The organism is Lutibacter sp. (genome assembly GCF_041596795.1).
In the GTDB taxonomy this organism is placed as follows: domain Bacteria; phylum Bacteroidota; class Bacteroidia; order Flavobacteriales; family Flavobacteriaceae; genus Lutibacter.
This window is the reverse complement of record NZ_JBFHHX010000045.1, coordinates 1-22,458: the sequence shown is the minus strand read 5'-3', so window position 1 is coordinate 22,458 and position 22,458 is coordinate 1. Positions and strand designations below refer to the sequence as shown.

At 29.5% G+C, this 22,458-nt stretch carries 17 protein-coding genes; 9 read left to right on the top strand and 8 right to left on the bottom strand.

Annotated features, from left to right (window positions below):
- Both ABY298_RS07380 and ABY298_RS07375 read right to left on the bottom strand, forming a co-directional pair.
- On the bottom strand, window positions 1-711 hold a 711-nt coding region (locus ABY298_RS07380), incomplete at its 3' end, for a hypothetical protein (protein ID WP_372745378.1).
- A 203-nt stretch (window positions 712-914) separates the two neighbouring features.
- A complete protein-coding gene (locus tag ABY298_RS07375) occupies window positions 915-2,150 on the bottom strand; it encodes an ABC transporter permease (RefSeq protein WP_372745377.1) in 1,236 nt (411 codons plus the stop codon).
- An 8-nt stretch (window positions 2,151-2,158) separates the two neighbouring features.
- Here ABY298_RS07375 and ABY298_RS07370 point away from each other — a divergent pair, with 8 nt between their 5' ends.
- Entirely contained in the window at window positions 2,159-3,406 is a 1,248-nt protein-coding gene (locus ABY298_RS07370; protein WP_372745376.1) for an exo-beta-N-acetylmuramidase NamZ domain-containing protein, read from the top strand.
- 2 nt (window positions 3,407-3,408) lie between these two features.
- Here ABY298_RS07370 and ABY298_RS07365 read toward each other — a convergent pair whose 3' ends face one another.
- The 4 genes from ABY298_RS07365 to ABY298_RS07350 all read right to left on the bottom strand — a co-directional run bounded on the left by ABY298_RS07365 (window position 3,409) and on the right by ABY298_RS07350 (window position 7,650).
- Window positions 3,409-4,248, bottom strand: coding sequence for a thioredoxin family protein (locus tag ABY298_RS07365; protein ID WP_372745375.1), 840 nt, complete (start codon window positions 4,246-4,248; stop codon window positions 3,409-3,411).
- Between the two features lie 80 nt (window positions 4,249-4,328).
- Entirely contained in the window at window positions 4,329-5,711 is a 1,383-nt protein-coding gene (locus ABY298_RS07360) for a M16 family metallopeptidase (protein WP_372745374.1), read from the bottom strand.
- Window positions 5,712-5,713: 2 nt separating this feature from the next.
- Window positions 5,714-7,027, bottom strand: coding sequence for a M16 family metallopeptidase (locus ABY298_RS07355; RefSeq protein WP_372745372.1), 1,314 nt, complete (start codon window positions 7,025-7,027; stop codon window positions 5,714-5,716).
- Window positions 7,028-7,152: 125 nt separating this feature from the next.
- Window positions 7,153-7,650 (bottom strand): YkgJ family cysteine cluster protein, encoded by a 498-nt coding sequence (locus ABY298_RS07350; RefSeq protein ID WP_372745371.1) that lies wholly within the window; start codon window positions 7,648-7,650, stop codon window positions 7,153-7,155.
- 75 nt (window positions 7,651-7,725) lie between these two features.
- Here ABY298_RS07350 and ABY298_RS07345 point away from each other — a divergent pair, with 75 nt between their 5' ends.
- The 5 genes from ABY298_RS07345 (at window position 7,726) to ABY298_RS07325 (ending at window position 13,564) form a co-directional block, all read left to right on the top strand.
- Window positions 7,726-9,249 (top strand): serine hydrolase, encoded by a 1,524-nt coding sequence (locus tag ABY298_RS07345; RefSeq protein ID WP_372745370.1) that lies wholly within the window; start codon window positions 7,726-7,728, stop codon window positions 9,247-9,249.
- A 53-nt stretch (window positions 9,250-9,302) separates the two neighbouring features.
- On the top strand, window positions 9,303-11,078 hold the full coding sequence (gene argS, locus ABY298_RS07340; RefSeq protein WP_372745369.1) for an arginine--tRNA ligase: 1,776 nt from the start codon (window positions 9,303-9,305) through the stop codon (window positions 11,076-11,078).
- A gap of 91 nt (window positions 11,079-11,169) precedes the next feature.
- Window positions 11,170-12,558, top strand: coding sequence for a dihydrolipoyl dehydrogenase (lpdA, locus tag ABY298_RS07335; RefSeq protein ID WP_372745368.1), 1,389 nt, complete (start codon window positions 11,170-11,172; stop codon window positions 12,556-12,558).
- Between the two features lie 146 nt (window positions 12,559-12,704).
- Window positions 12,705-13,130: a hypothetical protein gene (locus ABY298_RS07330; RefSeq protein ID WP_372745367.1), complete on the top strand. Its 426-nt coding sequence runs from the start codon at window positions 12,705-12,707 to the stop codon at window positions 13,128-13,130.
- A gap of 14 nt (window positions 13,131-13,144) precedes the next feature.
- A complete protein-coding gene (locus tag ABY298_RS07325; RefSeq protein ID WP_372745366.1) occupies window positions 13,145-13,564 on the top strand; it encodes a hypothetical protein in 420 nt (139 codons plus the stop codon).
- A gap of 4 nt (window positions 13,565-13,568) precedes the next feature.
- Here the strand turns inward: ABY298_RS07325 and bshC are convergent, their stop codons facing one another.
- Both bshC and ABY298_RS07315 read right to left on the bottom strand, forming a co-directional pair.
- Window positions 13,569-15,161 carry a bacillithiol biosynthesis cysteine-adding enzyme BshC gene (gene bshC, locus ABY298_RS07320; RefSeq protein WP_372745365.1) on the bottom strand — a complete coding sequence of 531 codons (1,593 nt, stop codon included), beginning with the start codon at window positions 15,159-15,161 and terminating at the stop codon, window positions 13,569-13,571.
- 6 nt (window positions 15,162-15,167) lie between these two features.
- On the bottom strand, window positions 15,168-15,830 hold the full coding sequence (locus tag ABY298_RS07315) for a methyltransferase domain-containing protein (RefSeq protein ID WP_372745364.1): 663 nt from the start codon (window positions 15,828-15,830) through the stop codon (window positions 15,168-15,170).
- 496 nt (window positions 15,831-16,326) lie between these two features.
- On the opposite strand from ABY298_RS07315, the gene ABY298_RS07310 reads away from it, so the two are divergent.
- The 3 genes from ABY298_RS07310 to ABY298_RS07300 form a co-directional block, all read left to right on the top strand.
- Entirely contained in the window at window positions 16,327-18,327 is a 2,001-nt protein-coding gene (locus ABY298_RS07310) for a prolyl oligopeptidase family serine peptidase (protein WP_372745363.1), read from the top strand.
- A 394-nt stretch (window positions 18,328-18,721) separates the two neighbouring features.
- A complete protein-coding gene (locus ABY298_RS07305) occupies window positions 18,722-21,736 on the top strand; it encodes a SusC/RagA family TonB-linked outer membrane protein (RefSeq protein WP_372745362.1) in 3,015 nt (1,004 codons plus the stop codon).
- 10 nt (window positions 21,737-21,746) lie between these two features.
- The coding region (locus ABY298_RS07300) for a RagB/SusD family nutrient uptake outer membrane protein (protein WP_372745361.1) at window positions 21,747-22,458 on the top strand (712 nt) is incomplete at its 3' end.

Here is a 22,458-nt window from a genome sequence, read left to right as displayed (position 1 = left end):
TTCACAACCTTGCTCCTTTTCTCCCAATTCGTAACGAGCTAACCCACGAAGAAAAAAAGCATTTTTATTGTTAGAATCAATAGCTATTGCCTTATTACAATCAGATACAACTCCACTTAAATCATTTGGAAATCTTGTTCCTGCTCTATTTATATAAACTCTGGCATTTAAAGTGTCTTTTAACAAATAACTATCAAAATCTTTTTTTGCATTAGCAACCATTCCTGTTGCCATAAAAATTCTTCCTCTATTAAGGTACAATTCTGGGTTAGACGATTTATCTATTTCAGTATTAAGTGTAGTAATTAAGTCTTTGAAATTAGGTTTCGTCCAAAACCCCATTGTAGTTTTTATTCTACCTCCACAATCATCATCAATAAGATCAAATGCCACATAATATTTTGTTAGGTAAATTTTATATTTCCCTATTCCCTGACAAGTTTTTCCTTCTTCATCAATAAAATTAATAGTATCACCTGATATTTCAAATTTTGAAACAACATCAATTGTTTGATCATTTCCAAAATCAGCCTCAATTAATCCGTTTTCTTTAAAATTGAAGCTAATTGGACCAGTTTGGCCAATTCTTACCCATTTTCCATAAATAGTATTGGTAGGTTCTATAATTGCCTTTTTATCTTGATTTTTATTAAAGCTGCAAGAGAAAAAAGATACAATTATTAAAATTGATATAATAGGTAGTGTTTTCATATGATAGTCTTTTTAGTTGTCTAATTAATGTTTGGTTAAATAAACTACAATAAAATTTTTCTATGATATATTGTACTTTACAACATTAAATTTAGCAAATAATAGTTTTGTTAGTTATTTCGCCATTTTTAAAACAAGTACTTTGTAGCTATAAATTTAATAAAAAAACACCGAAAAGCTATTACTAAAAACTATAAACATAATTACTCAAATTTTATAGACTTAACTGGACTAATTTTAGATATTATTACTGTTGGAATAATAAGCATTAACAAGCATAGCACTAATGTTCCTATATTTAATAAAATAATATAGCTAAAGTTTAAATAAATAGGAGCTTCACTTACGTAGTATGTTTCTGGATTTAAGGTTATAACTCCTAAATATTTTTGTATAAAAAGTATTGACAACCCTATTAAATTACCCCAAAACAAGCCTTTTAATATTAAATAAGCAGCGTTGTATAAAAATATTTTTCTAATGCTTACATTGCTTCCACCAAGCGCTTTTAAAATTCCAATCATTTGGGTTCTTTCTAAAATAAGCACTAATAAAGCAGTTATCATATTAATACCAGCAACCAAAATCATTATCACAATAATTAAGTAAATATTGTTATCAAAAAGACTAATCCATTCAAAAATAGCAGGGTATTTTTCAACAATACTTTGGCTATTTAAAGTAGATCCAGTTTGCATATAAACCTCATTACTTTTAGGAATAATCTCATCAAAATCAGAAATTAGCACTTCAAAACCACCAACTTCATCATCATTCCATCTATTCATTTTTTGAATATGCCTTATATCACCTATTACAAAACTATCATCAAATTCCTGAAAACCAGAATTATAAATCCCAATAATTTTTACAACCCTAATCCACGGAGCTTTTGCAGGATCATTTTTTACAAATAAAATATTAAATTCATCCCCTAATTTTAATTTCATTCGATCCGCTATTTCCTTAGATATAAGCACATCATTAGAAATAGAATTAATGTAATTAGGCAATGTTCCTTCCACTAAATATTCTTTAAAAAATGTCCAATCATAATCATTAGCAACACCTTTTAAAATAATGCCTTCAAAATCTGTTTTTGTTCTTATAATTCCAGCTTTTGTAGCAAAAACTTGCACATTTTGTATGTTAGAAACCGATTTAAAATCTGGATAAAAATCTTGATTTTTTGAAACTGGAACTAATGTAATTTCAGAGTTGTTATTATCAAAATTAGTAATTTGAATATGACCGTTGAAACCCGCAATTTTTTCACGAATTTTCTCTTGTAAACCAATTCCAGTGGCAATGGCAATCATCATAATAATAATTCCCAATGCAATTGCTATAATTGCAATTTTTATTATTGGAGATGATATGCTACTTTTATACTTTTTAGCAGCAATTATACGTTTTGCAATAAATAATTCGTAATTCAATTTTATATATGATTTCTAAACCGTTCAAAAATACATATTTCTTCTTGTTTTCTATATTGTTTTTTACGATGTTTTCCTGTAAACCTGCAAAACCCATTAAAACGGAATCGGAAATGGAGAAAAACGCCGATGAAAATCATTTAAAAAAGAAGAAAGAAATTTTAACTGGTGCAGCACAAACGTATATTTATGTACCCTCATTACTCTCTAAAAATGTTGCTATTGTTGCCAATCAAACTTCTGTAATTTTTAAGGAAAACAGTGAAAGTTATATTCATTTGGTAGATTCTTTATTGGCGTTAGATATTCCTATTAAAAAAGTATTTTCTCCAGAGCACGGCTTTAGAGGAACTGCCGATGCTAGTGAAGCTGTTGCCGATGGCATTGATAAAAAAACAGGAGTTCCAATTGTTTCTTTGTACGGTAATAATAAAAAACCCACACAAGAACAGTTAAAAGGAATTGATGTGGTTATTTTTGATATTCAAGATGTTGGCGTACGTTTTTACACCTATATTTCTACTTTACATTATGTAATGGAAGCCTGTGCTGAAGCTGGAATTCCTGTAATTGTATTAGACAGACCAAATCCGAACGGACATTATATAGATGGTCCAACCTTAGAAATTGAACATAAAAGTTTTGTTGGAATGCATCCTGTTCCGTTAGTTTATGGAATGACTATTGGTGAATATGCCACAATGATAAATGGAGAAAACTGGTTAAATACTCAACAAAAATGTTTACTCACTGTTATTCCATTAAAAAATTACACACATAAAAGTAGCTATCATTTACCAATTAGGCCTTCGCCAAATTTACCGAATGATGTTGCTATAAATTTGTATCCAAGTTTAGGTTTTTTTGAAGGAACTACTATTAATGCTGGTCGCGGAACTGAATTTCAATTTCAACGATATGGAGCACCATTTTTCCCTGAAAGTGATTTTAGTTATACACCACAACCAAATTTTGGATCTAAAAGTCCAAAACATCAAGGAAAATTATGTTATGGCGTTGATTTAGCAGACACCGAAAAACTAAGCAAAGTAAACATTAACTGGCTTATAGATGCCTATAAAAAAACACCAGAAACAGAAACTTTTTTTGGATCAACCTTTACAATTCACGCAGGTAATACTTTACTTGAAGAACAGTTAAAGAATGGTATTTCTGCTAAAAAAATTAGAGAATCATGGCAACACAAAATTAATGATTTCAAAAAAATTAGAGAAAACTATTTGTTATACGAATAAATTTATTTTACCAAAAATTCAATCTTTTGAACAAAACTATCGTTGGCCGAAGCATTTAATAATTCTTTTTTATCTGCTTCCATTTCATCGTTAGCTACTAAAAAATAATGACAATAATATTTTATATAAAAATACAAAGCCTTATTAGCATCGCATACATTAGAAAAATCTTCTAATTTTTTTAAAGCAGGTTTATAACTTTTAAAATAAGCTTTGTTTAACACTTCTAACAATTCTACTTTCTCTAAAAATTCCGTGTTCTCTTTTTCAACAACTTTACGAGCGCTTTTTAAATAAGAATTACTCTGTTTTATAAATGCATTTTTTGAATCGTTTTCTAATACCAAACTAGCATCTTGATATTTTTGTGCAACTCTTAAATTAGAATATGGATTCTTTTCATCTTTCTTTAAAATAAAAAGTGCTTGATTTATAATTGCTAAATTTAATGTGAATGCCTTTAAGGTTTTTGCTACTGATGTTTTATCTCTATAACCTACAAAAGACTCCAACACATTTCCCCAGCTATCTAAAATCATTATATTTGGAATACTTCTAACCCCGTATTTTGTTGCAATTAATGGATTAGAATCTATATCAATTTTAACTGGAATATAGTTTTCCATTACTAATTTTATATCTTCTTTTTCCCAAACATCAGTATCCATTTTTTTACACGGTCCGCACCATATAGCCCAAAAATCAACTAATATAGGTTTGTTTAATAATTTGGAAAGTTTTTGAGCATCTTCTAAAGATGTCATCCAATTTGAAGTGTTTGATTTTGCTGTTAAAGGTATTAATAGTAAAAATACCCAAAATAAAGTGGTAATTTTTTTCATAGTATAGTTTTTATTTCAAATGTAAAAAAAACTACCACTCAATTGTAAGGAAGACTTAATTTATTATAATTCTAAATAAATTATTCTTTTATTTCAACAATAGTTACTTCTCCATATTTTTCTGCAATAGGTTTAATTTCAGATGCTTTACCAACTAATACAAATTGTAAATTTTCTTGTGGAAAGTATTTTGTAATAATTTCATTCGCTTTTGATAGGTTTAAACTATTCACATTGTTTTCAAAATTATTAATAAATGAAGCGTCAAAATTATACCAAAACATTTCTGTAAGTAAACCCGCTAATTGATCGGTAGTTTCATAATCTGGCGGAAATTGTCCTTTTACATAATTTTTTGCTGATGTTAATGCTTTTTCATCAATTCCTTTTTGGTGTAATGCGTTTAAAACCTCCAAAGCTTTGTCTATGGCTTGTTGCGTTGTTTCTTTAGCTGTAAAGGTGCTAATAGTAAACGTACCTGCATTTTTTAAGGTGTTAAATCGGCTACTTGCACCATACGTTAAGCCGCTATTTACACGTAATTCATCGTTCAACATAGATGTAAATCGGCCTCCAAACAAGGTGTTTACAACACTTATTGCAACATAATCTGGATTATTTCTGCTAATTCCTGTTGATCCAATATAAAAAGTTGTTTCATTAGCATCTTCTTTATTTACAAGTAACACTTTACTTTTTAATGGTTTTTCAACCACATTTATAAAAACATTTTCTCTTAATGAATGTTGTTTAGCCCAATTTGAAAATAGTTTTGTAACAAGTGTTTTCATTTTATTAGTGTCAAAATCACCAACAATACTAATGGCACTTTCATTTGGGAAATAATTATTTTTATAAAACTTCTGTACATCAGTTACCATTAATTTTTCAACACTACTTGTTGTTCCGCTAATTACATTTCCATAAACGTGATTTCCAAAAATAAGTTTGTCAAAATACGAACCAATTACAGCTCTTGGACTTTCTTTTCGTTGTTCAAGTTCTACTAATAATCTACTTTTTTCTTTTTCAAATTCATCTGAATTAAAACTTGGATTTATTAATATTTCTTTAAAAATAGTTAAAACTTTTTCCGAATCTTTAGCAGCAAATTTTGATGATATCCCTGCATATTCTTTTGATGCATATGTGCTAATATAAGCACCTAAAAAATCTATTTCTTCATCAATTTTAGCTTTTGAAAAATTTTGAGTTCCGTGTTTAAGAGCTGTAGCTGTTAAAGAAGCTAAACCCGGTTTATCTGCATCGTAAATTGCACCAGCCGGAATAATTGCTGAAATACTTATTACAGGAACATCGTGCTGTTCCATTAAATTTATTGTTAAACCATTTGATAATTTAAATGATGTGTACTTTGGAAGTTTATAATTTTGAGCCAAACTACTATTTACAAATGCCAAAAGACATATTGCAATGGATATTTTTGTATATAAATTTTTCATAACTATTCTTCAACATTTGTTTTTAATATACCTACTGTTCTATTGCTTTTTGAAAAATATTTTTTAGCCACATTTTGTACATCAGCAACAGTTACCTTGTTGTAATTTTCTGGGGCATTAAACATTTTTTTATAATCACCAAAAAACACTTCATACGTTCCAATATTGTTAGATTTACCATCAATAGTTTCAATTTGATTGTAAAACTCCATTAATTTTTGATTTTTTACCTTTTGAAGTTCCGCTTCGGTAATTCCATTATTTTTAATAGCATCTATTTCATTGTAAATAGCATTTTCAATAGCATCGGTAGCTACATTAGTATTTGAAACTACATAAAAACTAAATAAATTAGGATCAAAACTATCTCCATAGTCAGTAAAAACCATTGTTGCTAATTGTTGATTATCAACCAAAGACGCATATAATCGTGATGATTTTCCTTTTGATAGAATAGAACTCAAAATATTTAAAGCATAATAATCTTGGTGCTTAGATTCTGGAGTTTTATAGCCAATCATCAAATACGGATTTGCAACTTCTCGTTGTACTGTAATTCTTCTTTCCCCATTTTGTTTAGGCTCTACAATATGTACTTTTGGTGGCGCTGGTTGTGCAGAAATTGGTTGTAAATACTGCTCAGCCAATCTTTTTACTTCTTCAAATTTTAAAGCTCCAGAAACCACAACAACACAATTATTTGGCGCATAATAGGTTTTAAAATAGCGCTCTAAATCTTGTTGCGTCCAATTCTTCATATCATCTTCATATCCAATTACAGGCCAATGATATGGGTGCTCTTGAAATGCTGTTGCTTGAAGCGATTGAGACAACAATCTCCAAGGTGAATTTTCTAATCCAGTACTTCTTTCACTAAGTACTACACCTCTTTCACTCTCGACTATTTCAGGATCAATACTTAAATTAGCAATTCTATCACTTTCTAAATCAAAAATAACTTCTGCTGCAGATGCAGGAAACCAATTTGTATAAACCGTTACATTTTCGGTAGTATATGCATTATTTGCACCACCATTAAATTCCATAGTTTGGTCAAATTGCTTTGGACCATATTTTTTGGCACCATTAAACATCATATGTTCAAAAAAATGGGAAAGTCCTGTAATTCCTTGGTATTCATTTCTACTGCCAACTTTGTAAAATAAATACATATTGGCATTTGGAATGGAAAAATCTTCCACCACTAAAAATTTCATTCCGTTTGTTAACGTAAACGATTTTACGTCATCTGCTTTCATTTGTGCATTTAAAATAAATGCAAATAGCAAAAAAGTTAATAAAATTAATTTTTTCATAAATATAATAGTTAGTAATTATTTTGGTTTTGAACCTATTTAAATTAATGCCAAAGTACTATAATAAAGACATTTATCAAAAAAACATATTTGATAATCTTTAAAAGTTTAAAAAAGTACTTTAATTAAATTGGCAACTTTTTCTTTAAAGCTTCCACAATATTATAGGCAGCCGGACAAATTTCAGTATTCTTAATAGTTAAATCTGTAATTTGTATAAATTTACGTCTATCTGTATGCGGATATTCACTACACGCTTTCGGACGAACATCATATATAGTACACATATTATCTTCAAGGTCTAAAAAGGAACAAGGAGCCGTTTTTAACACATAAAAATCATCTTCATCTCTTTTTAAATATTGATTTGTAAAATCTAACACTTTCATTCTAAAATGTTTAGAAATACGTTCAATATCTTTAAGCGTAAAAATTGGGCTTGTAGTTTTACAACAATTTCCACAGGTTAAGCAATCGGTTTTTTCAAATTCTTCCGTATGCAAATCCTGCATTATTAAATCTAAATTTTTAGGTGTGCGCTTTTTTAGCTTTTGAAAATACTTTTTACTTTCAGCCTCTTTTTCCTTCGCTAACTTTGGTAACTCCTTTAAAAAATCTTCCATATTGCAAATATATAATGTTATTTGTTTGTGATAACTTTATAAATAATATTAAATTCGTTTTTTAAAATCTTTTTTATGAAATTTTTCAAACTATGTATTGCAATTACTTTTGTAAGTATTGCTGCTTTTGCTCAAACCAAAGAACAAATCAATCATTTAGATGCTTATTTTCAAAAATCTTTAGATGAATGGCAAGTTCCAGGAATGGCAATTACTATTGTAAACGCAGATTCTTTAGTATTTAGTAAAGGATATGGTTTTTCTAATATTGATAAAAAAACAAAAGTTGATGGAAATACCTTATTTGCGGTTGCATCAAACTCAAAAGCATTTACAGCAAGTGCAATTGCAATTTTGGTAGAAGAAGGAAAATTAAAATGGACAGACAAAGTAATAGATTATTTACCCTATTTTAAAATGTATGATGATTATACAACCCAAAATTTTACTATTGAAGATTTGTTATGTCACCGCAGTGGATTGGTAACTTTTAGCGGAGATTTATTATGGTACGGAACAACACTTACACCTGAAGAAATTATTGCTGCGCAGCAATATTTAAAACCTAAATCCGATTTTAGAACTACTTTTGGCTATTCTAACATTGCATTTTTAGCTGCTGGAAAAATAGTTGAAAAAGTGAGTGGAGTAACTTGGCAAGAATTTGTAAAACAGCATTTTTTAAGTCCGTTACAAATGAACAGAACCTTAACAAGCACTAATCAACTTCAAAAAGCAACCAATGTTGCAACACCTTATTATTTTGAAAATGGAACAAATAATGAAGTAAACTGGGTAAATTGGGATAATATTGCTCCGGCTGGCGCATTAATTTCATCGGTAAATGATTTTTCTAAATGGTTACAATTAAACTTACATGAAGGTCAGCTAAACAAAACTGCTATTTTTAATGATAAAAGTTTTAGAAGAATAACTACGCCTCACATAAATTTTGAAGTTGGAAAAAATACTGAAAATATTCATTTTAAAAGTTATGGTTTGGGTTGGGAATTACAAGATTATGAAGGCTATAAAATAGTTTCTCACGGAGGTGGTTATGACGGAATGATTTCCAAATCCTTTTTTATTCCTGAGAAAAAAATAGGCGTTGTAATACTTACCAATAGTTTAAATTGGGTACCAAGCGCACTTAGCAATAAAATTTTAGATGTAATTTTAACTAATAATTTTGAAGGTAAAGATTGGTCTGCCAACTATTTAGAATACAAAAATCAGCAAGCAAAAAACGACAGTATTCAATATACTGAAATTGAAAATTTACGTGGTAAACAAAACAGCCATCACTTAAATTTATCTGAATATACTGGCGTTTATAAAGACAAAATGTACGGAACCGTAACGGTTACTGTTAAAGATAACGTATTGCATTTTCAAATGGATAAAACTCCTATTTTTTATGCCAATTTACAACATTGGAATCATCATATTTTTACCTTTAAATTTCCAAAAAAACTATCATCACTTCCAGCTGGAAAATTATGGTTCGATTTAAATAAAGATGGTAAAGTTTATAAACTTCATATAGATGTTCCAAACCCAGATTTTGATTTTACTGAATTTGAGTTTATAAAACAGTAAAAATACTATTGAATTTAGTATTTTTGCATTTCGAAATAAATTAAAGTAATAAAATGCAAAACACCTTAAAAGTAGCCGTAATTAAAGGATTTAAAGAAATTTTTGATGTTGATATTGATAACGTTGAATTTCAAGCTACAAAAAAAGATTTTGAAGGAGATATAACCATTGTAATATTTGCGTTTTTACGCTTTGTAAAAGGGAATCCTGTTGAAATTGGAACAAAATTAGGAACCTATTTAAAAGAAAATGTTGCCGAAATTTCTGATTTTAACGTTGTAAAAGGATTTTTAAACTTGGTAATTTCAGATGCCTATTTTATTTCCGATTTTAACAAAATAAAAGATAATGCCACTTTTGGAATTGTTGAACCAAACCCGGACGATAAAGCTGTAATGGTCGAGTATTCTTCTCCAAACACCAATAAACCATTGCATTTAGGACATATCAGAAATAATTTATTAGGGTATTCTGTTGCCGAAATTATTAAAGCTTCTGGCAAAAAAGTTTATAAAACTCAAATTATAAACGACCGTGGTATTCATATTTGCAAAAGTATGTTAGCTTGGCAACGTTTTGGAAATGGCGAAACTCCAGAAACTTCAGGTTTAAAAGGCGATAAATTAGTGGGTAACTACTATGTTGCTTTTGACAAGGCTTATAAAGAGGAAATTACACAATTAATTGCACAAGGTAAAACCGAAGAAGAAGCAAAAAAACAAGCTCCAATATTACTTGAAGCTCAACAAATGTTACTTAAATGGGAAGCTGGTGATGAAGAAATAGTTTCGCTATGGAAAACAATGAATGAATGGGTGTATGCTGGATTTAATGAAACTTACAAAGAATTAGGTGTAGATTTTGATAAAAATTATTACGAAAGCAATACCTATTTATTAGGAAAAGATGTAGTTGCTGAAGGATTAAAAAAAGGTGTTTTCTACAAAAAAGAAGATGGCTCTGTTTGGATAGATTTAACCGCAGAAGGTTTAGATGAAAAAATTGTGTTGCGCTCTGATGGAACTGCCGTTTATATGACACAAGATATTGGAACAGCAATTGAACGTTTTAAAGATTACGATCTTAACGAATTGGTTTATACCGTTGGAAATGAGCAAGATTACCATTTTAAAGTATTGTTTTTAATTTTAGAGAAATTAGGCTTTGATTGGGCTAAAAATTGTTATCATTTATCTTACGGAATGGTAGATTTACCAAGCGGAAAAATGAAATCGAGAGAAGGTACTGTTGTAGATGCCGATGATTTAATGTTAGAAATGACCGATACGGCCAGAACAATTTCTCAAGATTTAGGAAAACTAGAAGGTTATTCAACCGAAGAAAAAGAAGGGTTATACAAAACCATAGGTTTAGGCGCTTTAAAATACTACATTTTAAAGGTTGATCCTAAAAAACGAATTATGTTTGACCCAGAAGAATCTGTTGATTTTGCCGGAAATACTGGTCCGTTTATTCAATATACATACGCAAGAATTCAGTCTATTTTAAGAAAAGCAGATTTCGATTTTAGTATCACGCTAAGTGCAAATGAAATTGCTTTACACCAAAAAGAACGTGAATTAATAAAACAAATTCAGTTATTTCCAGAAGTTATTCAAAATGCGGCTAGTAATCATAGTCCTGCATTAATTGCTAATTTTACCTACGATTTGGTAAAAGAATACAATTCCTTTTACCAAACTGTTCCTATTTTAGGTTGTGAAAATGAAAAAGAAAAAATATTTAGAACACAACTTTCTAATACTGTAGCAGAAATTATTAAATCGGCATTCAAATTATTAGGTATTGAAGTTCCTGAAAGAATGTAATTTTAAATCTTAAAAAATGATTTAAAAAAGAAAAATAAAATAAGTAAATTTGCTGAATAAAATCAGTTATCAAAATAGAAAATCGAAAAACATGAAATACGACGTAATTATTATTGGTAGTGGCCCTGGAGGATATGTTACAGCTATTAGAGCATCTCAACTAGGTTTTAAAGTTGCTGTTATTGAAAAAGAAAACCTAGGTGGAATTTGTTTAAATTGGGGATGTATCCCAACAAAAGCCTTATTAAAAAGTGCACAAGTTTATGATTATTTAAAGCATGTTGATGAATATGGTTTAAAAGCTGAAGCTATTGATAAAGATTTTGAAGCCGTTATAAAACGTAGCAGAAGTGTAGCTGAAGGAATGAGTAAAGGTGTTCAATTTTTAATGAAAAAAAATAAAATTGACGTTATTGATGGTTTTGGTAAAATAAAAACTGGTAAAAAAGTTGATGTTACAGATGCTGATGGAAAGGTAACTGAATATAGTGCAGACCATATAATTATTGCTACAGGTGCTCGTTCTCGTGAATTACCAAACTTACCACAAGATGGTAAAAAAGTAATTGGTTACAGACAAGCAATGACCTTACCAAAACAACCAAAAAAATTAATTGTTGTTGGTTCTGGTGCAATTGGTGTTGAGTTTGCTCATTTTTATAATTCAATGGGAACAGAAGTTACTATTGTAGAATTTATGCCAAATGTGGTTCCTGTAGAAGATATTGATATCTCTAAACAGTTTGAGCGTTCATTAAAAAAATCTGGAATTAATGTAATGACAAGTTCTTCTGTAGAATCTGTTGATACTTCTGGAAAAGGTGTAAAAGCTGTTGTTAAAACTAAAAAAGGAGAAGAAATTTTAGAAGCTGATATTGTTTTATCTGCAGTTGGAATTAAATCGAATATTGAAGGAATTGGTTTAGAAGATGTTGGAATTGTAGTAGACAGAGATAAAATTTTGGTAAATGATTATTACCAAACTAATATTCCTGGTTATTACGCAATTGGTGATGTTGTACCTGGACAAGCATTAGCACACGTTGCTTCTGCAGAAGGAATTACTTGTGTTGAAAAAATAGCTGGTTTACATACCGAAAAAATTGACTATGGAAATGTTCCTGGTTGTACGTATGCAACTCCAGAAATTGCAAGCGTTGGTTTAACTGAAGCTAAAGCAATTGAAGCAGGTTACGAAATTAAAGTAGGTAAATTCCCTTTTTCTGCATCAGGAAAAGCAAAAGCAGCTGGAACACCAGATGGTTTTGTAAAAGTAATTTTTGATGCTAAATACGGAGAATGGTTAGGTTGCCACATGATTGGTGCTGGTGTTACTGATATGATTGCTGAAGCAGTTTTAGGAAGAAAATTAGAAACTACTGGTCATGATGTATTAAAAACAATCCACCCACACCCAACAATGAGCGAAGCTGTTATGGAAGCAGTTGCTGACGCATATGGTGAAGTAATTCATTTATAATACTATACATATAATTAGTAAAAAGCTCAAACTTTTAGTTTGAGCTTTTTTATTAAATTCAAGTAAGATATTTAAATTTTTGTTGAGTTTTTTTATTTCAGTATATTTGAAAAAATCAAAAACTTAAATAATCTATCAAAATTATCATGAACAAGCTACTTCCTATTTTATTACTATTTTCTTTGTCTTTTTTATCGTCTTGTAAAGAGGAGAAACCAAAATCGCAAGTTAAAAGTACCGTTGCAGTAAAACATTATATCTGTGCCAATAATTGTGAAAATAGTGGTAGTGATGTTGAAGGGGTTTGTGCTACTTGTAACACTCCATACATGCATAACCAAGCTTTCCATAATGACGAATTTTTAAAAAACGGACCAATTCAGGTACAAAGCAATACACCTTTACCAAGCACCAACAATACTACTACCAATGCAGTTCCTGAGCCTGCTCAAAACGCACAAGGAATTTATCATTACACTTGTAAAAACGCTTGCTATGGTGGTGCTGGCACACCAACTAACTGTAGTGTTTGTGGTGAAATTTTAGAGCATAACGCTACATATCATAATTAAATTTAATAAATATCATGGGGTTTTCATTTTCCAACTTTTTAAAATCAAAAAAAGAACCTATTTCAAATCAACCTATTCAAAAAATAAATTTTGAAGGAGGTACAAAATATGCCGAAAACGAAACAAGTGATGTGTATTTAGATTTTGAAGAATTAGGAGGTTTTCCGTTTATTAAAACCATTTTAATAGGTGATTTTCCAATTAAAGTTAAACGCGATGGATGCACGTTAACATTTTTATTTGAAAATGAAACATTAACAATTCATTCAGACAATACTGATATTGAATCTAATTCTATTAAAAATTCCCCTTTTTATATTTCAGAAATAGATTTTGAAATAGATGAAAATCAGGCTACAAAAATTAAAAACAATCCTGTTTTACGTATTGAATATGCTATAAAAAATGAAACATATTCTTTTAAAACAGTTTAATTTTTTAATATTCAATAACACTAAAAGATAAATCTAAAGGATTTAACGCATTAAACAACATAGGTATTAAATCTTCTCCTAATTCTAAATAATACTCTGAAAAGTTTCTAGTACGTTCTTCCAAACTCTGCTTAGGAAATAATTCATCTTGTAACATTGTTAAACGTGTTACCTCATCAGAAAGTTTTCTTTTTTGTGCTTTTAACAACCGTTTCTCTAAATTAATTAGTCCTTTTATTTGCTTTGTTTCCTGTGCGTTTACTGCTCCAACAAATGAAACATCGGTTTGTTTTGCTAATTCTTTTAACGCGGTAAATTGTTCTTGTAAAAATATTTTTTGTTTAGAAAAATCGATATCAATTTCTGAAATTTCCTTTACTTTCTTATTAATTAATATTTCTTGTTGTAAAAACAACTCTTTAATACTAACATTTAATTTTTGTGCTTTTTCTAATTGTTTTTCAGCAATTAATAGCACAGAATTACGTAGTAACAAAACTGGAAATGGCGTATTAATCGACTTAAAATAGTCTTTTAATTGAAACCAATACGCTAACTCTCCTCCTCCTCCAATGTAACATAAATTGGGTAAAATGGTTTCCTGATATACAGGTCTCATAATTACATTTGGGCTAAACCTTTCTGGATAATTTTCTAATTCTATTAAAATCTCCTCTTCAGAAAAAGCAATACTTGTTCCATTAATTTTAAATTTATTCTCTTCAAAAACAATACGCTCACGAATTGCATCTTTTAAATAAAATAAATTAATTTCTCTTGGGTTTACCTGAATTTTATAGGTTTCCGAAAGAATGTTATTTGTTTTCGAAACCTGATTAAAAGATGTTCTATATAATAATTCATCTTTAACAATAGGAGCAAATTCTTGTTTTAATTGCACGTCATCCCCATCAACAATTACTAAACCATTTTTTCCAAATAATTCATTTACTAAATAGCGTGTAGCATTGGTTAAATTAGTATGCTTCACATAAGCTTCTTTAAATAAATTTTGTAAATATTTTGCGTTTTTCGTATTTCCTAAATGCTTGGAGAATTCATTAAAAACATCGTCAAATCCATCTGTTTTTAAGCGCCCTACTGCCCCACTACTCTCTCTGTTCCAAACAACTTTTTTCCCTTTAAAATTAAAATAGTTTATCTCATCAAAATCGTGATCTTCAGTTGCCATCCAATACACAGGAATAAAATTATAATTTGGAAATGCCTCCGACAATTGTTTTGTTAAATTTATTGTAGAAACAATTTTATATAAAAAATAAAGTGGTCCTGTAAAAATATTTAACTGATGACCTGTAACAATTGTAAATGTATTGGTGTTTTCTAACAACTGAATATTAGCATTTGTTAATTCACTAATATTAAATGATTTATATTGATTTTCCAGCGCATTTTTTAAAACAACTCTACTGTTATTTTTAAACGATTGCTCTTTAATTTTTAATTGATTTTTAAAGCCTTCTAAATTTGGAAAATTTCCATAAAACTGAGACAACTTAGTTTTTTTATCTAAATAATCAATTATTAAATTTGAAAAATACCCAGTATTTTTAAAAGGAATTTGATGTACTTTCATTAAATTTTAAGCTTTTCTTTTAAACAACGAATACACATATTCTCGTGTATTTCCTGAAGGTTGTATATATGTATAATTAAACCATTTTAATAATTCAAACTCATTACCTAACCCATTTTGAAGCATTTCTACGTTATAGTTTACCACATTTAAACCACAACATTTTTTAGCTCCTTCTAAATTAAATTCGGCTAAAATTACATAACCTTCAACTTTAACTACTTTTTTAATTAGATTAAAATATGATTTTTGCTGATTTTGCTCTGTAAAAAAATGTAGCACAGCTCTATCATGCCATAAATCGATGTTTTTTAAGTTAAGTAATTCGGTTGGATTTGTTAAATCATCAACAATAAATTGAACTTTGCTATGTCTAGAAATCTCTAAACTATTTTTTAAATCGGTTAACGCTGATGCCGCAATATCATTAACAATAATATTATTATAACCAATTTCTAGCAACTTATTAATTAAAGTTGTGGTGCCAGCTCCGGCATTAAAAATTAAAGCATCATCTGGTAAATCACACTCATTAATTAATTCTATTGATTGTTTTGGATTATTTTCATACCAACCTAAGTTTTGAGTAGGAGTTTTTAAATAAGCATTATTCCAGTGCTTTTCAAAATTATAAAACTCTTCTTCTTGTTTACAAAGGTTGTCACTCATTTCTCATCCAATTATTTGATAAAAGTAGTCAATTTAGACCGTTGGTCGAAATGTATTAAAATATCTAACAAAAATTTAACGAAAATTTTTAGGAAGTAAATTAACAAACCAAAAACTTGCATTCATTTACACATTTTACGTTTTTGGGTATTCTATTTTAGATTTTTTTTTAATACAAAATTTATTGGATGCTTAAAAAGTGAGCAAATAATAGCTGTAATAGTAATAACAATTTAAAATAGATTTTTAAAATATCATAAATAATCATTAATTTTTTAACTTTTGATAATATTAAAATAGGAAAATTAAAAATTACATATAAAACAGTTAAAAACTAAAACCATAAATAAAATGTTTTACTTTTAACCTAATTTTCAACTAAATTTAATTCGTAAAAATCTACGTTTACATAAATTTTTTACACTTTTTTAACTAGAGTATTTAAATATTTTATTAAAACAGCACTTTTTAATACAAAATCAAAAAAATAATTATTATGACATTTAAAAATCTCAAATTCCTCACTTTAATTCTGTTATTATCTATTTATTTTAAAGGCTTTTCACAAGAAACAATCAAACCAATTAGTATTGATGATATAATGAAATTAAAGTCGGTTAGCGACCCACAAATTAGTCCTGATGGAAAATGGATAGCTTATATTACCTCTGAAATTGATTTAAAAAAAGACAAAACAATAAACCAACTTTGGATGCTTCCATCAGAAGACGGAGAAGCAATTCCTATGACCTCTAAGGAAACGTATTCCGTAAGCGATCCAAAATGGAGTCCGGACAATACGTATCTTTCATTTATAGCTGCGAAATCTGAAGAAAAAGCACAAGTTTGGACACTAAATAGAAAAGGAGGCGATGCCCAGCAATTAACCAACATTAAACAAGGCGTATCTGGTTATGAATGGTCACCTACTGGAAAAAAACTTTTACTAAGTATTAAAGATCCAAAACCTGAAGAGTTGACCGATGATAAGGAAGATGATAAAAAGGCAAAACCTTATATTATAGATCGTTTACAGTTTAAACAAGATTATGAAGGCTATTTAGATAGTTATAGAACGCATTTATATGTTTTTACTCCAGGAGATTCAATTCCTATTCAAATAACATCTGGTGATTTTGATGATAAAAGTCCTGCTTGGAGTCCTGATGGAAAATCTATAGCATTTGTGAGCAATAGAACTGAAAATCCTGATGGAAACACCAACACTGATATTTGGATTGTTTCTGCTGATAACTTAGATAAAGGTAAAACTTTACAACAAGTAACTACAAATATTAACGCTGATACTTCCCCAGCTTGGAGTCCGGACGGAAAATTTATTACTTACACTACAATTATTGATACCAAAGCAATGTGGTACGCTACTCAAAAATTAGCAATTATTTCTGCAACTGGTAAACATCACAAAATTCTAGCTAAAGATCTTGATAGAAATATTAACAAACCAAAATTTTCAAAAGATGGAAAATCTATTTATTTTCTAATTGAAGAAAATGGAACAAGCATTATTGCATCTATTGATACAGAAGGGAAAAATTTAAAAAGAGTTATTCAAGGAGAATTTAGTATAGCAGATTATTCATTAGAAGGAACTTTAATAGCTCCGTTATTAGCTAATAGCAACCAACCTCATGAAATTTATACTTTTGACAAAAATGTACTTAAAAAATTATCAACAGTAAATGATGCAGTTTTAGCTAAAATTCAAAAACCAACCATTGAGAAAATTAATTTTAAAAGTGCTGATGGAACTGACATTGAAGGTTTTATTGTAAAACCTTTAGGTTTCAACGCTAAAACAAAATATCCTGTTATTCTTTGGTTGCATGGTGGGCCAGTAAGTCAGTATGAATTTGATTTTCATGACACCTCACAATTATTTGCTGCCAATGGCTATATAACACTTTTATTAAACCCAAGAGGATCTTCAGGATATGGACAACCTTTTTCAGAAGCTTTATTTGCCGATTGGGGTAACAAAGATTTTCAAGATGTTATGGCAGGCGTTGATTATGTTATTGATCAAGGTTATGCTGACCCAAATAAATTAGGTGTTGGCGGATGGTCTTACGGTGGAATTTTAACCAATTATGTAATTACAAAAACAAACCGTTTTAAAGGAGCAGTTTCTGGTGCAAGTGAAGCGCTTTACAGAGCTAATTATGGTCATGACCATTATCAATTAACTTGGGAATTAGAATTAGGATTACCTTGGGAAAATGCAGAAGCATGGGAACGAATTTCTCCATTTAATGATGTAGCAAATATTACCACTCCTACTTTATGGATGGGTGGTGAAGAAGATTGGAATGTACCAATTCTAAATTCTGAGCAAATGTACCAAGCAATGAAAAGATTAGGAAAAGAAACACAACTAATTGTGTATCCAGGTGAATACCATGGTATAAAAAGACCTTCATTTATAAAAGATCGTTTTGAACGATTTATTAAATGGTTTGATGGACATGTTAAATAAATCAATCCAAATTTAAAAATACATTGAATCGTAAAACAACACTAACTATTACCTTAAAAAGTGTCTACATAAGCTTGTTTTACGATTCAATACTTATTTTATCCTTCATTTTTCTATAAAATATAGATTTTAAATACTCTGCATTCATTTTTTTTGTTAAAAAAAATGTAATTTTATTTTTATACCCACAATAAAAAAGAGTGCAAACTGAATAATGTGCAATTTTTTTAATCACACCCCTTAAATATTAGGGGGTAAAAAAATTAATATATATTTTTGCTTCAAAATCAATTAGAAACGTCATTTAAACATGAAGAAATTGAGACAATTATTAGAAAATCAAAAAAAAACAATAATCAGAAAAATAATTTAATATTAATTTAAAAACAGATGTATGAAAATAAAAACTTATTTTTTCATAGGAATACTTTTTATATCAGCAATAGTAACGGCCCAGGAAAAGAAAATTTCAGGTACTGTAACTGGTGAAGATGGTTTACCCCTTATAGGTGTAAATATTGTTGTTGAAAACGCTAAACGAGGAACTCAAACTGATTTTGATGGGAATTATAGCATTATGGCAAGCTCTCAAGAAGTTTTAGTATTTTCTTTTGTTGGATTTGGAACAGTTAAAAAAATTGTTGGTCAAGATGCAACTATTAATGTACAATTAGTTTCAGACAACACCCTAGAAGAAGTAGTAATTGTAGGTTTTGGAAAACAATCTAAAAGAAATGTAACCGATAATATAGCTTCTATTTCCTCTAGCAGTATTAACCAAATTCCTGTATCAAATATGCAGGGAGCTCTTACTGGTAAAGCTGCTGGTGTACAAATAACACAAATAAACGGTAAAGTAGAAGGTGGTGTAAAAATGAGAATTAGAGGTGTCTCTAGTATTTCTTCATCACAAGAGCCTTTATATGTAATTGATGGAATGCCTTTAATTAACGATGATGAAAGTACATCTGACGCTCCAATTAATCCATTAATTTCATTAAACCCAAACGATATTGAATCTATTCAAATATTAAAAGATGCCTCTTCCGCTGCAATTTACGGTGCAAGAGGTACAAATGGTGTTGTATTAATTACCACAAAACAAGGAAAATCTGGTAAAACAAGAATTTCTTTAAACACCTCTACAGGTTGGAGTGAAGCAACAAATAAATTAAAATGGTTAAACGCTGAACAGTATGTTGAGCTTTTTACGGAAGCTTCAGCAAATAGTTATGGTGCTGCCGATACTTGGTTAACAGAAGCTGGCGGTTATTTTGATTGGATGTCTAATGGTAAAGATTGGCGTAATGGAGAAGTTGATACAGATTGGCAAGATTTAGCTTTAGTAAAAGGTACTGTTCAAGATCATACTTTTTCTATTTCTGGTGGAAATGAAAAAACTTTATTCTTTATTTCTGGAGGTTACAATAATACACAAGGTATTGTAAGAGGAAACAGTTTGGAAAGATATTCATATAGAGGAAATATTGACCATAAAGTATCCGAAAAACTTAAAGTAGGTTTAAACACTAGTTTAAGTAAAACTCAAATTTCTAGAATTGGTACTGACAACTCATTTTCTACACCATTACAAGCAATTGCATTATCACCTATAACACCAGCATATTTAGATGATGGAGTTACACCTAATAATGAAACAACTGTTTATTATAATTTTTTAATGGAAGAATATAACGGAAGTTGGGATGTAAATATTTTTAGAACTTTAATGAATACGTATTTAGATTATTCAATTTTACCTGAATTAAGCTTTAGATCAGAATTTGGATATGACAATAACAACCAAACCGAAGATTATTTTGCAGGAAGCTTAACACAATCCGCATCAACAGATGGTTATGCAGAAGCAAACTCTGTTCAATCTGATAAATACAGTATTAATAATTATATTACTTTCAACAAATCGTTTACTAATAATTACGATTTAGAATTTGTTGGAGGTATGAGTTTTGAAGAAAGTTCTAGAAGATCACAATTTGTTTCGGGAACTGGATTTCCTTCAGATGATTTACAAACAGTAGAAAGTGCCTCAGAAATAACTTCTGGATCTTCAAGCAAAACACGTTATAATTTCCTTTCATATTTTGGTAGAGCCACATTATCTATTGCTAACAAATATCTTATAAAAGGAAGTATACGTTACGATGGTTCTTCAAGGTTTGGAGCAGCAAACAGATACGGTCTTTTCCCTGCAACATCTGTAGGTTGGATTATTTCTGAAGAAGATTTTATTAAAAATGTTTCAACAATAAATTTATTAAAATTAAGAGGTAGTTATGGTGTAACAGGAAATGCCGGAATTGGAAACTTTGCTAGTTTAGGTCTTTTTGAAGGTACAGCGTACAACCAAAAATCTGGATTATCTCCAATCCAATTAGGAAACCCAGATTTAAAATGGGAAAAAACAGACCAAGTTGATATTGGTTTAGATTTTGGAATTCTAAACAACAGAATTAGTGGTGAAATTGATTACTACGTTAAAAAAACAAATGATCTTTTATTAGACGAACCAATTCCTGGCACCTCAGGATTTACATCTATTACACGAAATGTAGGTTCTTTAACAAATAAAGGTTTTGAATTTGTTTTAAACACTACAAATATTTCAAAAGAAAATCTTTCTTGGAAAACATCATTAAACCTATCAACCTTAAAAAATGAAGTTACAGATTTACCTAGTGGAGACATTGTTGAAGGAAGAAATATTGTAAGAGAAGGTGAAACTATTTCATCATTTTATTTAGTTGAATATGCAGGTGTTGATCCAGCAAATGGAGATGCTTTATTCTACTTAAATACCGAAAACTCTGATGGAAGTTTAAATAAAACTACCACAAACAATTATAACAATGCCCAAAGAATAGTTACTGGTAGCCCATATCCAACATTAATGACAGGTATGACCAATACTTTTTCTTTTTATAACTTTGATTTTTCTTTTACTTTTCAAGGAGAATGGGGTGCATCTCTTTACAACGAAGGTGGAAAATTCCAATCGGGTAACGCAAGATATGAAGATAACCAAACTGTTGATCAGTTAGACAGATGGCAAAACGTTGGAGACATTACAATGGTACCACAAGCCAGAATGTATAGCACAAACGGACAACAAGCTTCTACACGTTATTTAGAAGAATCTGACTTTATTCGTTTAAGAAATTTAACTTTTGGATATACAATCCCATCATCAGTAACTCAAAAATTTGCAGTTGATAGACTTAGAGTATATGTAACTGGCGTAAATTTATTAACCTTTACCAATTATAGTGGATATGATCCTGAATCTTCTTATGACAATTATGGAAATTCAAACATTCAAAAAGGGATTACATTCTATTCTGCTCCTCCGGCAAAAACTATTACAATTGGATTAAATATTGACCTATAAAGATATCATTATGAAAAATTCTAACTATAAAATAATTTTAATATCATTATTTACACTATCATTATTTAGTTGTAATGATAACTTAAATATTGAACCAGAACAAAGTCTATCTCCTGAAGTAGCAACTGAAAGCGCAGAAAACGTAGCTAAAATATTAATTGACACTTATGGAGTTGCCAGAAACGCCTACAGTTATGGAGGTGGAATAGCAATGGCATCTGAACTTATTGGAAACTCCGGTGATGTAAGCTGGAACGGAACCTATGTTGATCCTGCACAATATGACGAAAAAGCAATGATATCTGATAACGGTTTTGTAGAAACACTATGGTTAAATGCTTACGAGATTAACAATCAGGCTAATATTGTACTATCTAATTTAGACGTATTTGATGATCCAGATCAAAAAGAAACTGTAGAAGGTGAAGCTAAATTCCTTAGAGGTTTGGCTTATTTTGATTTGGCCAGGTTATTTGCCAAACCATATGTTTCAGGTACAGAAAACACACAACTTTGTGCTCCTATTGTTTTAACAGCTGTTTTAGATGCTTCAGTTATTGAATATCCTACAAGAAACACGCTAGAAGAAGTTTATACGCAAGTTCTTTCTGATTTAACCGATGCTTATAACCTATTACCTACTTCAAACGATGTTTATGCAACAAAATATAGTGCTGCAGCACTTTTAGCTAAAGTATATTTGCAAATGGGAGACTACGTTA